Origin of the sequence: Achromobacter sp. UBA2119 (assembly GCF_002331005.1) — a bacterium.
Classification (GTDB): Bacteria; Pseudomonadota; Gammaproteobacteria; order Burkholderiales; family Burkholderiaceae_B; genus Achromobacter; species Achromobacter animicus.
On the sequence record NZ_DCYD01000015.1, the window covers coordinates 143,703 to 161,185 of the forward strand.

Consider the following 17,483-nt stretch of genomic DNA (forward strand, 5'->3'; position numbering starts at 1 on the left):
AACACGAGAACAACATCATGTGTGGAATAGTCGGAATTTGGGGTCCCCTGGGGAACAAGGCGCAGGTGCTGGCCGATAGCTGCCGCCGCATCCGCCACCGCGGGCCGGACAGCAATGGTTTCTGGGAAGACGCCGACGCGGGAATCGCGCTGGCGCACGTGCGCCTGGCGATCCTGGACTTGACCGAAGCGGGCCATCAGCCGATGACGTCCGCCTGCGGCCGCTACGTCATGGTGTTCAACGGCGAGGTCTACAACCACCTGGACATCCGCAAGCAGCTCGAGGAATCGGCGTTGGCGCCGGCTTGGCGCGGGCATTCGGACACCGAGACGCTCCTCGCCGGCTTTACCGCGCTGGGCATCGAAGCCACGCTGCAAGCCTCGGTCGGCATGTTCGCCATCGCGTTGTGGGACAAGGCCTCGCGCAAGCTCGTGCTGGCGCGCGACCGCATGGGCGAGAAGCCGCTGTACTACGGCTATTCCAATTCGGAGCTGGTGTTTGCGTCGGAACTCAAGGGCCTGATGCCGATTCCGGGCTTTGGGCGCAACCTGAACCGCAACGCGCTGGCGTCGTTCATGCGGCACAACTACATTCCCGCGCCGCAATCCATCTACGAAGGCATCGCCAAGCTGCCGCCCGGCACGTGGATCGAATTCTCGGCCGACGACGCGCGCAACCGCCGCATGCCGGAGCCGCGGGTGTACTGGTCCGCGCGCGAGGCCGCGGATGCGGCGTCGAACGCCCGGCTCTCGTTCGACTCTGATGCACAAGCCACCGACGCGCTGGAAAAGGTGCTGTCCAAAGCCGTGGGCGGCCAGATGCTGTCCGACGTCAGCCTGGGCGCGTTCCTGTCCGGCGGCATCGATTCGTCGACCATCGTGGCGCTGATGCAGGCGCAAAGCTCGCAGCCGGTGCGCACGTTTGCCATCGGTTTTCACGAGAAGGGCTACGACGAGGCGCAGCACGCCAAGGCCGTGGCCACGCACCTGGGCACCGATCACACCGAACTCTACGTCACCGCGGACGATGCGCTGGCGGTCGTGCCCACGCTGGCCGACATGTACGACGAACCCTTTGCCGACTCGTCGCAGATCCCCACGTCGCTGGTCACGCGCATGGCGCGCCAGCACGTGACGGTGGCCTTGTCGGGCGACGGCGGCGACGAACTGTTCGGCGGCTATTCGCGCTACTTCCGCGTGGACAACTGGTGGCGCCAGTTCGAGCGCGTGCCCGGGTTGCTGCGCAAGCCCGCCGGCGCGATGCTCAGCGCGTCCACCCATCTGCCCGGCCGCGGCGCATGGCGCGGCAAGGTCGGCAAGCTGGGCGAACTGCTGCGCGCCGACACGCGCGGCGAGTTCTACCGCGGGTTCGTGTCGTACTGGTCGGACCCGGCCAGCGTCGTGAAGGGCGGCGTCGAACCCCAGTCGGTGTTCGAACGCGCCATGCAGGGATCGTTCTTCGAGTCGATGATGAAGCTCGACACGGTGACCTACCTGCCCGACGACATCCTGGTCAAGGTGGACCGCGCCGCAATGGCCGTCAGCCTGGAAACCCGCGTGCCGCTGATCGACCACCGTGTCTATGAATTCGCCTGGAGCCTGCCGCACCAGTACAAGGTGCGCGGCAACACCGGCAAGTGGCTGCTGCGGCAGGTGCTGCATCGCCACGTGCCGCAGGCGCTGGTCGACCGCCCCAAGCGCGGCTTCGCCGTGCCGCTGGCCGCGTGGCTGCGCGGTCCGTTGCGCGAATGGGCCGATGCGCTGCTGGATCCGGCACGCCTGCGTCAGGAGGGCTGGTTCGAACCCGAACCCATCCTGCGCAAATGGCGTGAGCACACGTCGGGGCATCGCAATTGGGACAGCCATCTGTGGGGCGTGCTGATGATGCAGGCCTGGCTGGACCGCTACCGTGCGGGAATGGACCAAGGGGGACCGATTGAGGACCGTTGACGAATGAAAATACTGATGCTGGTCAGCTCCATGCACGCCGGCGGCGCGGAACGCGTCGCGGCGACCCTGGTCAACGCATGGTCAGAGCGCGGCGACACCGTCATCCTGACGCCCACCTACTCATCCAAGGGCACCTGCTTTTATCCCCTGTCGGACAAGGTCCAGCTGTCGTGGCTGGCCGATCTGGCCGGCACCCGGGTGTCGGGCGGGATGGCGGCCTTCAAGCGGCTGCTGGCCCTGCGCAAGCACATTCGCGATTCGCGGCCCGACGTGGTGGTGTCCTTCCTGACCAACGTCAACGTGGCCGCCATTCTGGCCACGCGCGGCCTGAACGTGCCGCTCATCGTCTGCGAGCGCACCAATCCGGTCGCTGAAACCACCACGGGAACCGTCTGGCGCAAGCTGCGCCGCGTGCTGTACCCGCGCGCCGACATGGTGACGGTGCAGGCGGAAGACACCGCCGGTCCGTTTGCGCGCCAGGTGCCCGGCATCCGGCGCCTGGCCGTCATCCCGAATCCGCTGCCCGCGCCGCTGCTGGATGCGCCGCTGGTGCAGCAGCGTCACGAGGCCGGCCCGCGCGAGCTGATCGCGATGGGGCGGCTGGTGCCGGACAAGCAGTTCAACCTTCTGATCGACATCTTTGCGCAGCTTGCGCCGGAATTTCCCGACTGGAACCTGCGCATCTGGGGCGAAGGCCCCGAGCGCGAGGCGCTGCAGCAGCAGGTGGCGCGTCTGCGCCTGCAATCGCGCGTCAGTTTGCCGGGGCGCACCGAGGCGCCGTGGGAAGAACTGGCGCGCGGCCAGGCCTTCGTGCTCAGTTCGCTGGTCGAGGGCTTTCCCAATGTGTTGCTGGAAGCGATGTCGCTGGGCTTGCCCTGCGTGGCGTTCGATTGCCCCAGCGGTCCGCGCGAGATGACGCGAGACGGCCAGGATGCGCTGCTGGTGTCGGCGGGCGACCGGGTCGCGATGACCGATGCCCTGCATCGTTTGATGGGCGACGTGTCGCTGCGCGAACAGTTGGGTGCGCGCGCCGCCGCGGCCGTGCGCCAGCGTTATGCGCTGTCCAGCGTGCTGACCGAATGGGATGAACTGTTCGAAGCGGTGCGGGAGGGACGATGAGCACCCGGCCGCTGCGCATTCTGCATGTCATTACGGGGCTGGGCCAGGGCGGCGCCGAATCGGTGCTGACGCGCCTGGCGACCTGGCCGGACGCGGACGTCGAGCACACAGTCGTGTCGCTGACCGATGAAGGTTTGTATGGCGAGCGCCTGCGCGCGGCGGGCGTTGCGGTGCATGCCCTGGGCATGAAGCGCGGCCGCGTCAGCCTGGGCGGCTTCCTGGCGCTGCGCCGCCTGATCGCCACGAACCGTCCCGATGCCGTTCAAACCTGGATGTATCACGCCGACCTGATTGGCGGCCTGGCCGCCCGCCTGGCAGGCGTTCGCGCCATTGCGTGGGGCATCCGCAATTCCGGCGCGCACCTTGAGCGCAGCAGCCGGTCGGCGCGGCTGGTGCTGCGCGCGTGCGCGATGCTTTCGGGCAGCGTACCGCGCGCGATCGTCTGCGCGGCGCAGAACGCGGCCGAGCGCCACGCCGAAAAAGGCTACCGCCGCGACCGCATGGTCGTGATCGCCAACGGCTATGATCTGTCGCGCTACGCGCCGGATCCGCAGGCGCGCTCGCGCGTTCGCGCCGCATGGGGACTGTCCGAAGACGCTCCCGTGATCGGCTGCGTGGCGCGGTGGGATCCGCTCAAGGACCACGCCAACCTGCTGCGCGCCGTGGCCGCGCTGGTGCGCGATGGACGCGACGCGGGGTTGCGCTGCGTGCTGATCGGCCGCGACATGACCGCCGGTAACGCCCAGCTGGGCGCCTTGCTCGACAAGCTGGACCTGCGCGACCGCGTGGTGCTCAACGGTCCCAGCGACGACGTGCCCGCCGTCATGAACGGCCTGGATGTGCACGTGCTGTCGAGCTGCGCCGAAGGCTTTCCGAACGTGGTGGCCGAAGCCATGGCGTGCGGCGTGTATTGCGTGGTGACCGACGTGGGCGATGCCGCCTACATCGTCGGCGACACCGGCGTGGTGGTGCCGCCCGAGCAGGCCGAGGCCCTCGCCCGCGGCATCGAATCCGCGCTGGGCGATGTGGCCGCGCGCGGCCGCGAGCGCGCGGGCGAGGCTGGGCGCGCGCGCGTCCTGGAACACTTTGATCTTGCACGGATGGTGCAAAGCTACATCGCCGTCTGGCGCCGTATTTCTGGAGTCCAAGCATGAGCGCCGGACGCTGCCTGCTGTTTGTCGTCAACAATCCGGCGTTCTTCATGTCGCACCGCGTGCCGGTCGCCCTGGCCGCGCAGAAGGCAGGCTACGACGTCCACGTCGCGACGATGGACGGTCCGGCGGTGGCTGACATCCAGGCGCTGGGCATGACCCATCACGCGATTCCCATGACGCGTAGCGGAAAACATCCGCTGCAGGAGCTGGGCACGCTGCTGGCGCTGGTGCGCCTGTTCCGCCGGCTGCGTCCCGATGTGGTGCACCTGGTCACCATCAAGCCCGTGCTGTACGGCGGCATCGCCGCGCGCATTGCGCGTGTGCCCGGCATGGTGGCGGCGATCTCCGGATTGGGATTCGTGTTCCTGTCGAACTCGCTGAAGATGCGGCTGGTGCGCGCCGTGGTGGCGCGCCTGTACCGCGTTGCGCTGGGCCATCCGAACAGCCGCGTGATCTTCCAGAACGCCAACGACCGTGACCTGCTCAAGTCGCTGGGCGCCGTGCGCGAAGACCAGGTGGTCATCATCCGCGGCGCGGGCGTGGACCTCGACGCCTATCGGCCCACCCCGGAGCCGCCCGCGCCGCCCGTTGTCGTCACGATGGTGGCGCGCCTGCTGCGCGACAAGGGCGTGCAGGAGTTCGTGCAGGCGGCCAAACTGCTGCGTGAACGCGGCGTGCCGGTGACGATGCAACTGGTGGGCGGCCTGGACGCTGGAAATCCGACATCCGCCACGCAGGCCGACGTCGATGCCTGGCAGCAGGACGGCTGCGTGCAGGCGCTGGGCGAGCGTTCGGATGTGGCGGCGCTGTACGCGGCCGCGCACATTGCGGTGCTGCCGTCCTACCGCGAAGGCCTGCCGAAGTCATTGATCGAGGCCGCGGCCTGCGGCCGGGCGGTCGTGACGACCGACGTGCCCGGCTGCCGCGATGCCATCGAACCCAACGTGACCGGCCTCCTGGTGCCGGTGCGCGACGCGGCGGCGCTGGCTGACGCCATTGCGCGCCTTGCGCAAGACGCGGCGTTGCGTCAGGCGATGGGCACGGCGGGCAGGGCGCTGGCGGAGCGCGAGTTCGACATCAACCAGGTCGCTCGCATCCACGTCGCGCTGTACGACGCGCTCAGCGCCTGATCGCGTCGATCCAGAACCGCGTGGACGGGTCCTGCTGGCTGGGTTGGGGCGCGTCCAGCTCGCGCATGATGTTCTTGGCCAATACCTTGCCGAACTCCACGCCCCACTGATCGAACGGGTTGATGCCCCAGATCACGCCCTGCGTGAACACCTTGTGCTCGTACAGCGCCAGCAGCGCGCCAAGCGTGAAGGCTTCGAGGCGCGGCAGCACGATCAGCGACGACGGCCGGCCGCCCGGATGCACGCGGTGCTGCGCCAGCAGGCGCGCACGCGCCGGGTCGCGTTCCGTGGCGGAGGTTTCCGCCAGGGCTTCTTCAAAGGTCTTGCCGCGCAGGAGCGCCGAGCGCTGCGCCAGGCAGTTGGCGACCAGCAGCTCGTGGTGCCGGGCATAGGCATGGTCGGGCTGCTCGCACAGGATGAAATCCACGGGCGCGCCCGTCGTGTCCTGATGCAGCCATTGGAAGAACGTGTGCTGGCAATCGGTGCCCGACATGCCCCACACCGCGGGGCCGGTCGCCACGCCAGCGGGGCTGCCGTCGGCGGTCGCGACCTTGCCCAGCGATTCCATTTCAAGCTGCTGGGCCCACGGCACGATGTGATACAGCCGCGAATCGTATGGGGTGATGACCAGCGAGTCGTAGCCCAGTACGCTGCGGTTGGCCACGCCGGCCAGCGCCATCTGCACGGGGGCGTTCTCGGCCAGCGGCGCGGTGCGGAAATGGTCGTCCATGGCCGCGGCGCCCGCCAGCAGCTGGTCGAAGGTGTCGTTGCCGAGCGCCAGCGCGACCGGCAGGCCGATGGCGGACCACAGCGAATAACGACCGCCCACCCAGTCCCAGATCTGGAAGATGTGATCGGGCAGGATGCCCAGGTTGAGTGCCGCCTCGACATTGCAGGTGATCGCGACGACCTGCTTGATGGGGTCGGCGACGCCGGCGTCGCGCAGCCAGTTCATCGCCACTTCGGCGTTGGCCAGCGGCTCGGTCGTGGTGAACGATTTGGACGCGACGATGACCAGCGTGTTGTGCGGATCCAGGCGGCTCATCGCATCGGCGACCGAGTGCGAATCCACGTTGGAGGCGAAGCGCACTTCGCGCCGCACGCCCTCGTGGCGCAGGGCACGGGTGACCAGGCGCGGACCCCAGTCGCTGCCGCCAATGCCCAGATGCAGCACGCCGCTGTATCGGCCCGCCGCGTCGGCCGCCCGCACGAACTCGCGCATGCGTTCGCGCTCGGCCAGCACCGCCTTGGCCACCATGGCGGGCGGCTCGGCCGCGCGCAGGGCGGTGTGCCAGGCGGCGCGTCCTTCCGTCCAGTTGGCCTGGCCGCCGTCAAACAGCCGCGCGCGGCTGGCCTCGAAGTCCTGCTGCACCAGCAGCGCCTGCGAGGCCGCCAGCAGGTCGGGCGACTGCGCCTGGGCACTCAGATCCAGACGCAGCCCGGGCGCATTGATGAGGCGCAGCTTCTGGCCGTCCCGGGATGCCGTACGTGTTGCGGCGATGAACTGCTGCCACGCGGGGCTGTTGGCTAACGACATGGGCGGATCAGAAGGGCAGTGTCGCGTTCGGCGCCAGCTTGCCGAGTTCGCGGCGGAAGTCGGCCTGGATGCGCGCGAGCGCCGCTTCGCTTTGCGCCTCGAAACGCAGCACGACGACCGGCGTGGTGTTCGACGGCCGCGCCAGGCCAAAGCCATCGGCGTACTCGGCGCGCACGCCGTCGATCGTGATCACGCGTTTGGCGTCGGGGAACTGGCCCTGGTCTTGCAACGCCTTGACCAGCGTGAACGGCTGGCCTTCTTCCATTTCGAGCTTCAGTTCCGGCGTGGACACGTCCTGCGGCAGGGCTTCCAGCGGCTCGCAGGCGTCGGCAAAGCGCGACACGATCTCCAGCAGGCGCGCGCCCGTGTAGAGGCCATCGTCAAAGCCGTACCAGCGTTCCTTGAAGAAGATATGCCCGCTCATTTCGCCGGCCAGCGGTGCGCCGGTTTCGGCCAGCTTGGCCTTGACCAGCGAGTGGCCCGTCTTCCACATCAGCGCGTTGCCGCCGGCCGCTTCGACCGACAGGCCGACGTGGCGGCTGCACTTGACGTCATAGATGATGGTGGCGCCGGGATTGCGCTCGAGCACGTCACGCGCGAAGAGGACGAGCTGGCGGTCGGGCCAGATGATCTGGCCGGACTTGGTGACCACGCCCAGGCGGTCGCCGTCGCCGTCAAAGGCCAGGCCAAGTTCGCAATCGGTCTCGGCCACGTGCTTGATGAGGTCCTGCAGGTTTTTGGGTTCAGCGGGGTCGGGATGGTGGTTGGGGAAGTTGCCATCCACCTCGCAGAACAGTTCGTCGACCTCGCAGCCCAGCGCGCGGAACAGCTGCGGCGCGACCGCGCCGGCCACGCCGTTGCCGCAATCGATGGCGATCTTCATGGGACGCGCCAGCTTGACGCCGGAGGCCACGCGGGCAATGTAGGTCTGCGCCAGGTCGAGCTGGCGGCGCGTGCCGGCCTCGGCCGCGGGCGCCGGGGCATCGCCATTCATGGCCTGCGCCAGTTGCTGGACGTCGTCGCCGTACAGCGCGCGGCCGCCCATCATCATCTTGAAGCCGTTGTACTTGGGCGGGTTGTGGCTGCCGGTGATGGCAACGCCGGACCCGGTTTGCATGATGTTGGCCGCGAAGTACACGAGCGGGGTGGGAACCATGCCGACGTCCAGCGTATCCACGCCGCCTTCGAGCATGCCTTCCTGCAACGCGAGGGACAGCATCTCGCTGCTGAGGCGGCCATCGCGGCCGACCACGAGCGTCTGCACGCCTTGTTCGCGGGCGCGGGCGGCGAGCGCCACGCCGAGAGACCGGGCGAAGGCCGCGTCGATCAGGTCCGGCACCGTGCCGCGAATGTCATATGCCTTGAAAACAGAGGCCGGAAATTGTGTATTGTTGCCCACGACGGTTCCTTGTTGAGGGGGACAGCGCGGCGGCTGCCGGGTAATGGTAAACCCGCACATCCAAACCGCTATGGCAAGGGCCAAAGCTGGATTATCCCCCATCGGCGCGGGGGGCTTCATCCTTCGGGCGGAGTAGGGCATTTACCCGGTGCCGGCCTGCCCCGCCATGGTGCGGCGGATGGGGCGGCGCCGCCTGTTTCCGGTGCACGTCCGCAGGCAAAAAAGCCGCTTGCCGGGCGGGCGCGCATGGCACAAAAGTTGCTCGTCATCCGAAGGTGATACGCTTGCCGGGCAAGCAGAAAGACCAGGAGGGGCCATGGGCGCCAAAGTATCCACAGTCATGTCATCGGGCGGCGCCACAAGCAGGCGGGGACCACCCACGGACTTTGCCGGTCCGGCGGCCGGCCGCGAACGCAGGCTTGATATCCACGTCTTTGCCGCGGCAACGGGCGATCTGGCCGCTGGCCGCGCCTGGGAGCGCAGCGTCTGGCGCGATGCGCGCGTCCTCATCGCCGAATGCCCGGCGCCGCATCTGGCGGCATCGATCGAAAGCGCGCTGCGCACGGTTGCCGCCAGCGTGGCGCGCGACCGTGGCTGGCAGGCCGCAGGCACCGTGTCCTTCTCGCTCGACGACCGCAGCGGCGTCTTCCACGTCATCGACGCGCAGGCGCGGGCCCGCACGCCGGACATGCCGGTTGCCGAACACGATCCCATCGCGCCGCACGTGCTGGAAGTGCGCATCGACGGTTGCGGCGATCGCCGCCTGCCATGCACTCACCTCATGGTCTGCGGCGCCACCCGTGGCGAAGTCCTGCGCCGCGCCTACCGCGCCTTGTCCGAATTGCCCGGCCCCGCCGGCGTGGACCGCGCCTTCCTGATGGAGCGCATCGCCTCCCGCGCCTTCTGCTCGGGCATGACGGGCACCCGGCTGGACCAGGCGGTCGGCTGACAGGTCCAACAGAAACCCGCAGGGGGCTTCGGCGGGCGCCGCCCAGCCCCTACAATAGTCCGCACATCCGATGAACAGCGCCCGGCCCTCGGCGGCCGGGCCGACTCTCTGTGCGGCACCCATGACACTGCTGAGCGATCTCCAGGCCCTCTTGGGCGATTCCCACGTGCTGACCGGCGCGGACGCGGATTCCTATGTGCTGGATTGGCGCCGCCGCTATCGCGGCGCGGCCCTGGCGGTGATCCGCCCCGGTTCCACGGCGGACGTGGCCGCCGCGATCAAGCTGTGCGCGCAGCACGGCGTGCCCGTCGTGCCGCAGGGCGGCAATACCGGCCTGTGCGGCGGCGCCACGCCTGACGACACCGGCACCGCGGTCGTCCTGTCCACGGCCCGGCTCACCGCGGTGCGCGCACTGGATACCGACAACGACACCATCACGGTCGAGGCCGGCTGCATCCTGCAGGCCGTGCAGGAGGCCGCAGCGGCAGCCAACCGGCTGTTCCCGCTGAGCCTGGCGGCCGAAGGCAGCTGCACGATCGGCGGCAACCTGGCCACCAACGCCGGCGGCACGCAGGTGCTGCGCTATGGCAACACGCGCGACCTGACCCTGGGCCTGGAGGTCGTGACCGCCGAAGGCGAGATCTGGGACGGCCTGCGCGGCCTGCGCAAGGACAACACCGGCTACGACCTGCGCGACCTGTACATCGGCAGCGAAGGCACCCTGGGCATCATCACGGCCGCCACCCTCAAGCTGTATCCGCGTCCCGTGGCGTCCTGCACGGCGCTGCTCACGCTGGACAGCATCGACAACGCCGTCGAGGTCCTGTCGCGCGCCCGCTCCGGGTTTGGCGCGTCGCTGACCGGGTTCGAACTCATGAGCGGCGCCTGCCTGCAAGGCGTGGTGCGGCTGTTTCCGCAGCAGCGCTTGCCTTTTGAAGGCGAGTCGGCGGCTTCGCCGTGGTTCGCGCTGCTGGAACTGTCCGACAGCGAAAGCGAAACGCACGCCCGCGAGCGCTTCGAGGCCGTGCTGGGCGACGCCATCGAAGCCGGCCTGGTGAACGACGCAGCCATCGCTGCCAACGTGTCGCAAAGCAAGGCGCTGTGGCATCTGCGTGAAAGCATTCCGCTGGCCGAGGCCGAGCTGGGCAAGTCGGTCAAGCACGATGTCTCGATCCCCATCTCGTCGATCGCCGGGTTCGTGCACAAGACCAACGCCTTGCTGCAGGCGCGCTTTCCGGGCGTGCGCCACGTGATCTTCGGCCACCTGGGCGACGGCAACCTGCACTACAACGTGGCCCATGCACCCGGACAGACCGAAGCCGAGCTGCTGGCGCTGCAAGGCGAGATCTATGGCGTCGTGCATGACAGCGTGCACGCGCACAAGGGATCCATCAGCGCCGAACACGGCGTGGGTCAGCTCAAACGTGACGAACTGCCGCGCTACAAGAACCCCGTCGAACTGGCGTTGATGCGCCGGATCAAGCGGGCGCTGGATCCCCAGGGTCTCATGAACCCCGGCAAGGTGCTGCAGGCATAACGCGGCCAGGATCGCAGACCATGAAAACCCCTCCCGCAGCGGGCGCGAACCACCGGGTGCTGATCGTCGAAGACGACCATGTCATCGCCGGCAATCTGTACAGTTTTCTGGAGGCGCGGGGCTTTCTGCCCGATGTGGCGTACAGCGGATCCGCGGCCCTTCAACGGTTGCAGGAACAGCGTTTTGACGCCGTGCTGCTGGACATCGGCCTGCCCGGCATGGACGGCAACGCCGTGCTGCATGACATGCGCACGGAACGGCGGCTGGCCGTGCCGGTGCTGATGCTGACCGCGCGCGACAGCCTCGAAGACAAGCTGGCGGGCTTTTCCCATGGCGCCGACGACTATCTCACCAAGCCGTTCGCGCTGCTGGAAGTGGAAGCGCGGCTGCTGGCGCTGATCCAGCGCGCCAAAGGGTCGACGGTCGATGCGGAGCGCACCTTCGGCCCGCTTCAGTTCGACGCGCGCAGCCGCGTCGTGTCGGTCAGCGGCGTGCCGGTCCACCTGACCCGCAAGGCGGGCCTCATCATCGAGGTGCTGCTGCGCGACCCGGGCCGCGTGGTGACGCGTGAAGAACTGGAATCGGTCCTGTGGGGCAACGAACCGCCCTCGTCCGATGCGCTGCGCAGCCAGGTCCATCTGCTGCGGCGCGCGCTGGCCGACGCGGGTTTTGACGGCATCGAGACCGTGCACGGCACCGGCTGGCGCCTGACGCTGCCCGCCGCCGCATCATGAGCCGCGCCGCCGCCGGCACGCTGACCCAGCGCGTGGTCTGGGCGCTGACGGGCACGGTCGCGCTGTTCGTCACGGCGCTTGCCCTCCTGGCCTACCTGACGTTCGACCAGATGGAAGACGATCTGGTCAACGACATCCTGAACACGGAGATGGACCGCCTGGTCCAGCATGCGCGCAGCAGCGACGAGTTCCTGCCGCGCCACGGCGCGCGCGAACTCGGCGGATCCATGCGGGCGTGGCTCAGCGTGGACGGCCAGCCGCCCGCCGGCATGCCGCCGGAACTGCTTTCGCTGGAAAACGGACTGCACCTGATCGAACCTGGCGCCTACACCTGGCACGTGATGGTGGCCGAGACGGGCCGGGGCACCGTGTACCTGCTGTACGACGCCACCGACAACGAAGAGCGGGTGCACGACTTCGGGCTGATCGTGCTGGGCGTGGGCGCCATCTGCGTCGTGCTCGCCTACGGGTTGGCGCGTCGTGTGGCGGGGGTGGCGGTCGGCCCGTTGCTGGATCTGACGGACCGGCTGTCGACCTGGGCGCCGGGCTCGCCTGACATGGCCGTCACGCGCGACGACGAGGCCGGGCGTCTCATTGAAGCCTTCAACCGCGTGCAGAACCAGGTGGACCGGTCCATCGCCCGCGAACGCGAGTTCGCCAGCAACCTCAGCCACGAGGTGCGCACGCCGCTGGCGGCGATCCGCTCGGACAGCGAACTCATGCTGCTGACGCAGGCATTGACGCCGGATCAGCAGCAACGCCTGACACGCGTGGTGGACAACGTGGACGACGTCATCGTCAGCCTGGAAAGCGCGCGGGCAATGGCGCGCGACGAATTGCGCGCGCCGGAACCGGTGGACATCGCCGAATGCATGGAAGATGCGTGGCGGGGCCATGCCGCCCAGGCCAGCCTGGCCGACCTGCGCTTTGACAATCAATTGCCCGCCGGCCAGGTGCTGACGCTGGACCGCTACGCCTTGCTGACCGTGCTGCGCAACCTCGTGCGCAACGCCATCGAGCACGCCGCACCGGCCACGCTGACCGTGGCGCTGGACGCGGAGGGCGGATTGGCGTTGCGCGACAACGGCAAGGGCATTGCTGCCAGCGATCTGCCTTTTCTGTTCCGCCGCTATTTCAGCGGCCGCCTGCGCGATTCCGGCGTGGCGGGCGGCGACGAGACGGCGCGCGGGCTGGGCCTGGCGATCGCCAAGCGCGTCTGCGACATGCAGGGCTGGTCGCTCAGCGTCGAATCCTCGCAAGCAGAAGGCCCGGCGCGTGGCACGCGCTTCCTGCTGCGTTTCGAGCCCGACGAGCGGGGCGGCCCGACGGTGCAAATTTGACGAATTTTCGACTGGCGGGACCGTAAAGTGCGGTGGCTCGAAACGTCCGGATCTTCGTCTCCATGCCGTCCCCATTGCTGCAGTCCTCCCTGGCGCCGGCGCTGCATGCGCCGACAAGAACCCGTTATCTGCTGACCCACGTCGGGGGCGTGACGCTGTTGCTGGCCTGTATGGCCTGGTGGTCTCAGGTGTCGGGACTGGACATGCGCATCGCGCGCGCGCTGTTCGATCCGCTGCTGGACGACTTTCCGCTGCATGGCAGCCGGTGGCTTGAAATGCTGGGCCACCGGATGGTGCTGGCGCTGCCGATCAGCGTGGGTCTGGCCGCGGCGGGCGTTGCGGCGGGCAGCTACCGCATCGCGGCGTGGCGGCGCTGGCGCGGGGTGGCCTATGCCGTCGCGATCACGTGCCTGACGGGGCAACTGCTCATTACGCAACTCAAGCATCACACCATGCTGCCGCGCCCCTACGATCTGGAGACGTTGGGCGGCTATACGCCTTATCCGGTGCACTGGTGGACCTGGGCAAAGGCGCGCGCCGGCGGCGCGTTGCCCAGCGGCCATGCCGGCGCCGGCTACGCCTTGCTGACCCTTTACTTCGCGGGGTGGGCGTTGGGCCGCCCGGCGTGGCGCTGGAGCGGACTGGCGATCGGCGTGGCGGCCGGGGTGGGGTTTTCGGCGGTGCGCATTCTGCAGGGCGCGCATTTTCTCAGCCAGACGCTATGGTCCGCCGCCCTGATGTGGCTGCTGGCATCGGTGTTCTTCTATCCGCTGATCGCGGGGCGGGCGCCCGGATGCCCGCCCCGCCCGCACCGCGTCAGTTGAGCAGCACGCCCGGCAACCATAGCGAGAACGCCGGCACATAGGTCACCAGCGCCAGCGCGGCCAGCAGCGCGCCGTAGAACGGCCAGATGGTGCGCATGACCGTCCCCACGGATACCCCGCCGATGGCGCACCCCACAAACTGCGTGGTGCCCACCGGCGGCGTGTTCAGCCCCAGCGCGCAATTCAGCAACAGCACCATGCCGAACTGCACCGGCCCCATGCCGTACTGCATGCAGATCGGCAGGAAGATCGGTGTGCAGATCAGGATGGTGGCGGCCATGTCCAGGAACGTTCCCAGCACGAACAGGATGATGTTGACCATCAGGAAGATGGCCCACGGCTCCGTCGAGATGGACGCCATCAGCTGCCCGGTTTTTTCGGCCACGCCATAGAAGCTGATCAGGTAGCCGAACGTTGCCGAAATGCCGATCAGCAGCAGCACCACGCCCGTGGTCTTCACGGCCTTGCTGGCGGCGCGCACGAACTGGTCCCAGGTCAGCGAGCGGTAGACAAAGATCGTCAGCGCCAGGGCGTAAAGCACCGCCACCGCCGCGGATTCCGTCGCGGTGAAGACGCCGCTCAGGATGCCGGTGATGATCAGCACCACCACGAACAACCCGGGCGCCGCGGCGACCAGCGAGCGGAACACGATGTGCCAGCCCGGAAAGGTGCCTGCCGGATAGCCGCGGCTGCGCGCCACGAAGTAGGCGGCGGCCAGGTTGCACACGGTCAGGATCAGGGCGGGCACCACGCCTGCCGCGATCAGCGCCGCGATGGACACCTTGCCGCCCGCCGCCAGCGTGTAGATGATGATGTTGTGGCTGGTCGGCATCAGCGCGCCCACCAGCGCCGCGTGGGTCGTGACGTTCACCGCGTAGTCGGCGTGATAGCCCTCGCGCTTCATCATCGGGATCATCACAGACCCCATCGCCGATACGTCCGCCACGGGCGATCCCGACACCCCGCCGAACAGCGTGCAGGCCACCACGTTGGACATGCCCAGGCCGCCCCGCACATGGCCCACCAGCGATTTGGCGAAGTTCACGATGCGGTCGGCGATGCCGCCGTACAGCATCAGTTCACCGGTGAAGATGAAGAAGGGGATGGCCAGGAACGAAAACGCGTTCATGCCCGAGGTCATCTGCTGGAAGGCCACCGCGAGCGGCAGGTCCTCGTACATGATGGCCGTGATGGACGACAGCCCGATGGCAAAGGCCACCGGCACGCCGATCACGAGGAACCCCATGAAGGTGAAGGAAAGCAGTGTCAGCGCCATGCCGGGACCACCTTCTGGTTGCGCAGGATCGCGATGATGTGCTCGATGGAAAAGAGCGCGATCAAGGTGCCCGACAGGGTTGCAGGAACGTACTTCCAGGCGTTGGAGATGCCCAGGTTCGGAATCTTGTAGGCCGCGACGGACTCGGCCAGCACGCCGCAATTCCAGGCCATCAGCACGCCGAACAGCAGCACGAGCAGATGGATGAAGATGCGCAGCCGCCGCTGCCCGGCGGCGGGCAGGGCGTCCAGCAGGGACTCGAAGCCGATGTGTCCGGCGTCGCGCACGCCGACCGCGGCGCCCAGCATGGTGACGTACAGCACCAGCAACAGGGCCAGGCTTTCTGCCCAGGTCGGCGTGCTGTTCAGGACGTGGCGGCCGAAGATCTGCAACGAGACAGCGACGATCAGGCAGATCAGCCCGAAGACGCTGGTCCACATGCAGATTCGCGCCAGCCGGGCGCAGGCGCGGGAGTAGGCATCCAGCGGGGCAGCCAGGGCTTCTTCCCGGCCCCCCGCGGCGACATCTGGTTCATTCGTGGGTGTGGCCAACATGATGTCCTCACTGCACGGCCTGGATCTTGGCGACCAGATCCTTCATTTCAGGGGTGGTGACAAAGCGTTCGTACACCGGCTTCATCGCACCCTGGAACGAGGGTTTATCGACCTGCGAGATCTGCGAACCGGCCTTCTCGACCACGGCGCGCGACTTCTGCTCGCGTTCGTCCCACAGCTTGCGCATGTACGGCACCGATTCGCGCGCGGCCTCGCGCAGGATTTTCTGGTCGTCCGGCGGCAGCTTGTCCCACTGGCGCTTGGAGAAGATCAGGATCTCGGGCGTCATCGTGTGCTCGGTCAGCGAATAGAACTTCGCGACCTCGTAGTGATGCGCGCTCTCGTAGCTGGGAAAGTTGTTCTCGGCCGCATCCACCAGTCCGGTCTTGAGCGACGTGTAGACCTCTCCCATCGGCATCGGCGTGGCGTTGCCGCCCATCGCTTCCACCATCGCGACGGACAGGTCCGACTGCTGCACGCGGATTTTCAGGCCCTTGGCGTCGGCCAGCGTCTTGATCGGCTTCTTGGTCGTATACATGGAACGCGATCCGCTGTCGTACCAAGCCAGTCCGACGAAGCCCGCAGCCTCGCACGAGCGCAGGATCTGGTCGCCGATCTCGCTGTCCAGCACCTTGTGCAGATGCTCTTTGGAGCGGAACAGGAACGGCAGCGACGGCACGCGCGTGGTCTGGCAGATGTTGTGCATCGCCGCGCTGGAGACGCGGGACATGGCCAGCGCGCCCAGCTTCACCTGCTCGATCGAATCGTCTTCGTTGCCGAGCGCGCCGCCGGAAAACACCTTCACGGTGATGCGGCCGTTGGTCCGTTGCTTGACCAGTTCGCCGAAGTGGCGCACGGCCTGCACAGTGGGGTAATCGTCGGGATGGATGTCCGCGGAGCGCAGCTCCGCGGCGTGGGTGGCGGGAATCAGCGTCAGCAAGGCGGCCGCGGCCAGAACGGCGCGGCTCAGGTGAGGGTGCAGCATGTCTACCTCCGGATGGGGTACGGCGTTTCGTTGAGGGCCGTGATGGCCCCGAAGCTCTTTGATATGCACTGCCTGCTCGGGGTGGGCGAGCGCGAAGCCGCCCGTCGGGTGCTAACCGGCGCTGGCGGTTTCCTCCAGGCCCTGCACGCCGGGGTGCAGGGCGAATACCGCGCCATCCAGCGCGCCGGGAGCGGCATTCGCGGGACGGATCGACGTGACGAAAAGGGTGTCCATGCCGGCGCCGCCGAAGGCGCACATGGCGACCTTCGCGGCGGGCACGTCCAGGGTGCGGTCCAGACGGCCGTCGGGGGTGTAGCGGTACACCTTGCCGGCGTCGTTGCCGCAGATCCAGTAGCAGCCCGCCGCGTCCACGGCGGCGCCGTCCGGGCGGCCGGCGGGAAGGGCGGGGATGAAGACGCGGCGGTGGGACGGCACGCCGGCATCGGTGTCGTAGTCAAAGGCCCAGACGGTCGCGCGCGACGGGTGCGAATCGGACAGGTACATTGTCCGGCCATCGGGACTGAAGGCCAGGCCGTTGGGCACGATCAGATCGTCCAGCAACACGGAGGTGCCGCGCGCATCGTGGCGGTACAGTGCGCCGGCGGGCCAGGCAAGGCCCGTGTCCATCACCATGGTGCCGGCCAGGAACCGGCCCTGCCGGTCGCAGCGGCCATCGTTGAACCGCATGCCGGGCGCGTTGTGAGCCACGGCGGCAAGTTGCCGGGGCGCGCAGGCCTCGCCCTCGCGCAGGGCGTCGCAGGCATAGAGGCCGTCTTCCATGGCCAGCAGCCACCCGTCGCCGCGCATCGCAATGCAGCCCGCCATTTGCGGCAGCGCCCAGTGCGCGAACGCGCCGGTTTCGGGCGTCCAGCGCCACAGCGTCTTGCCGGGGATGTCGGTCCAGTAGAACGCCTTGTCCGCGCGCCGCCAGATAGGGCTTTCTCCGACGCCGCACAACAAGGTTCCCAGACGTTCGGCGGTGATGGACATGAAAGG

15 protein-coding genes are annotated in these 17,483 nt (G+C 68.1%); 9 read left to right on the forward strand and 6 right to left on the reverse strand.

What is annotated here, in order from left to right; all coding sequences use genetic code 11:
* Window positions 1-17: 17 nt before the first annotated feature.
* The 4 genes from asnB to B3098_RS15120 are packed head-to-tail and all read left to right on the forward strand — an operon-like array spanning window position 18 to window position 5,352.
* On the forward strand, window positions 18-1,949 hold the full coding sequence (gene asnB / locus B3098_RS15105; protein WP_279970690.1) for an asparagine synthase (glutamine-hydrolyzing): 1,932 nt from the start codon (window positions 18-20) through the stop codon (window positions 1,947-1,949).
* 3 nt (window positions 1,950-1,952) lie between these two features.
* A complete protein-coding gene (locus tag B3098_RS15110) occupies window positions 1,953-3,068 on the forward strand; it encodes a glycosyltransferase family 4 protein (RefSeq protein WP_286897431.1) in 1,116 nt (371 codons plus the stop codon).
* Complete coding sequence (locus B3098_RS15115) at window positions 3,065-4,222, forward strand: glycosyltransferase family 4 protein (protein WP_279970693.1); 1,158 nt, start codon at window positions 3,065-3,067, stop codon at window positions 4,220-4,222. Before B3098_RS15110 ends, B3098_RS15115 begins: the two co-directional genes overlap by 4 nt.
* Window positions 4,219-5,352, forward strand: a complete 1,134-nt coding sequence (locus B3098_RS15120; protein WP_191577980.1) for a glycosyltransferase family 4 protein — start codon at window positions 4,219-4,221, stop codon at window positions 5,350-5,352. Before B3098_RS15115 ends, B3098_RS15120 begins: the two co-directional genes overlap by 4 nt.
* Here the strand turns inward: B3098_RS15120 and pgi are convergent.
* Window positions 5,342-6,889 (reverse strand): glucose-6-phosphate isomerase, encoded by a 1,548-nt coding sequence (gene pgi / locus B3098_RS15125; protein ID WP_239211559.1) that lies wholly within the window; start codon window positions 6,887-6,889, stop codon window positions 5,342-5,344. The two genes, B3098_RS15120 and pgi, sit on opposite strands and share 11 nt — an antisense overlap.
* Window positions 6,890-6,896: 7 nt before the next feature.
* Window positions 6,897-8,288: a phosphomannomutase/phosphoglucomutase gene (locus B3098_RS15130; RefSeq protein WP_175137792.1), complete on the reverse strand. Its 1,392-nt coding sequence runs from the start codon at window positions 8,286-8,288 to the stop codon at window positions 6,897-6,899.
* Window positions 8,289-8,604: 316 nt separating this feature from the next.
* On the opposite strand from B3098_RS15130, the gene B3098_RS15135 reads away from it, so the two are divergent.
* The 5 genes from B3098_RS15135 to B3098_RS15155 all read left to right on the forward strand — a co-directional run bounded on the left by B3098_RS15135 (window position 8,605) and on the right by B3098_RS15155 (window position 13,672).
* Window positions 8,605-9,237: a BPTD_3102 family carboxylase-like protein gene (locus tag B3098_RS15135; protein WP_279970696.1), complete on the forward strand. Its 633-nt coding sequence runs from the start codon at window positions 8,605-8,607 to the stop codon at window positions 9,235-9,237.
* Between the two features lie 121 nt (window positions 9,238-9,358).
* The gene (locus B3098_RS15140) at window positions 9,359-10,774 is read left to right on the forward strand and encodes an FAD-binding oxidoreductase (protein WP_239211565.1); all 1,416 of its coding nucleotides are present in this window, start codon (window positions 9,359-9,361) and stop codon (window positions 10,772-10,774) included.
* Window positions 10,775-10,794: 20 nt separating this feature from the next.
* Window positions 10,795-11,508 (forward strand): response regulator transcription factor, encoded by a 714-nt coding sequence (locus B3098_RS15145; protein ID WP_286897436.1) that lies wholly within the window; start codon window positions 10,795-10,797, stop codon window positions 11,506-11,508.
* Window positions 11,505-12,848: a sensor histidine kinase gene (locus B3098_RS15150; RefSeq protein ID WP_286897438.1), complete on the forward strand. Its 1,344-nt coding sequence runs from the start codon at window positions 11,505-11,507 to the stop codon at window positions 12,846-12,848. The genes B3098_RS15145 and B3098_RS15150 overlap by 4 nt, the downstream gene beginning before the upstream one ends.
* A 62-nt stretch (window positions 12,849-12,910) precedes the next feature.
* Complete coding sequence (locus B3098_RS15155) at window positions 12,911-13,672, forward strand: phosphatase PAP2 family protein (protein WP_286897439.1); 762 nt, start codon at window positions 12,911-12,913, stop codon at window positions 13,670-13,672.
* Here B3098_RS15155 and B3098_RS15160 read toward each other — a convergent pair.
* The 4 genes from B3098_RS15160 to B3098_RS15175 all read right to left on the reverse strand — a co-directional run bounded on the left by B3098_RS15160 (window position 13,665) and on the right by B3098_RS15175 (window position 17,477).
* Entirely contained in the window at window positions 13,665-14,948 is a 1,284-nt protein-coding gene (locus B3098_RS15160; RefSeq protein WP_175122524.1) for a TRAP transporter large permease, read from the reverse strand. The two genes, B3098_RS15155 and B3098_RS15160, sit on opposite strands and share 8 nt — an antisense overlap.
* Window positions 14,939-15,502: a TRAP transporter small permease gene (locus B3098_RS15165; protein ID WP_175122525.1), complete on the reverse strand. Its 564-nt coding sequence runs from the start codon at window positions 15,500-15,502 to the stop codon at window positions 14,939-14,941. Before B3098_RS15165 ends, B3098_RS15160 begins: the two co-directional genes overlap by 10 nt.
* Before the next feature lie 7 nt (window positions 15,503-15,509).
* Window positions 15,510-16,487, reverse strand: coding sequence for a TRAP transporter substrate-binding protein (locus B3098_RS15170; protein ID WP_175122526.1), 978 nt, complete (start codon window positions 16,485-16,487; stop codon window positions 15,510-15,512).
* 111 nt (window positions 16,488-16,598) lie between these two features.
* Complete coding sequence (locus B3098_RS15175) at window positions 16,599-17,477, reverse strand: SMP-30/gluconolactonase/LRE family protein (protein ID WP_286897442.1); 879 nt, start codon at window positions 17,475-17,477, stop codon at window positions 16,599-16,601.
* Window positions 17,478-17,483: the final 6 nt, after the last annotated feature.

Excerpts from the sequence above, each read along its gene's own strand:
- asnB (WP_279970690.1), top strand. The coding sequence starts at position 18 with ATGTGTGGAATAGTCGGAATTTGGGGTCCCCTGGGGAACAAGGCGCAG.
- B3098_RS15165 (WP_175122525.1), bottom strand. The coding sequence starts at position 15,502 with ATGTTGGCCACACCCACGAATGAACCAGATGTCGCCGCGGGGGGCCGG.
- B3098_RS15135 (WP_279970696.1), top strand. The coding sequence starts at position 8,605 with ATGGGCGCCAAAGTATCCACAGTCATGTCATCGGGCGGCGCCACAAGC.
- B3098_RS15140 (WP_239211565.1), top strand. The coding sequence starts at position 9,359 with ATGACACTGCTGAGCGATCTCCAGGCCCTCTTGGGCGATTCCCACGTG.
- pgi (WP_239211559.1), bottom strand. The coding sequence starts at position 6,889 with ATGTCGTTAGCCAACAGCCCCGCGTGGCAGCAGTTCATCGCCGCAACA.
- B3098_RS15160 (WP_175122524.1), bottom strand. The coding sequence starts at position 14,948 with ATGGCGCTGACACTGCTTTCCTTCACCTTCATGGGGTTCCTCGTGATC.
- B3098_RS15120 (WP_191577980.1), top strand. The coding sequence starts at position 4,219 with ATGAGCGCCGGACGCTGCCTGCTGTTTGTCGTCAACAATCCGGCGTTC.
- B3098_RS15110 (WP_286897431.1), top strand. The coding sequence starts at position 1,953 with ATGAAAATACTGATGCTGGTCAGCTCCATGCACGCCGGCGGCGCGGAA.
- B3098_RS15170 (WP_175122526.1), bottom strand. The coding sequence starts at position 16,487 with ATGCTGCACCCTCACCTGAGCCGCGCCGTTCTGGCCGCGGCCGCCTTG.
- B3098_RS15155 (WP_286897439.1), top strand. The coding sequence starts at position 12,911 with ATGCCGTCCCCATTGCTGCAGTCCTCCCTGGCGCCGGCGCTGCATGCG.
- B3098_RS15150 (WP_286897438.1), top strand. The coding sequence starts at position 11,505 with ATGAGCCGCGCCGCCGCCGGCACGCTGACCCAGCGCGTGGTCTGGGCG.
- B3098_RS15145 (WP_286897436.1), top strand. The coding sequence starts at position 10,795 with ATGAAAACCCCTCCCGCAGCGGGCGCGAACCACCGGGTGCTGATCGTC.
- B3098_RS15175 (WP_286897442.1), bottom strand. The coding sequence starts at position 17,477 with ATGTCCATCACCGCCGAACGTCTGGGAACCTTGTTGTGCGGCGTCGGA.
- B3098_RS15115 (WP_279970693.1), top strand. The coding sequence starts at position 3,065 with ATGAGCACCCGGCCGCTGCGCATTCTGCATGTCATTACGGGGCTGGGC.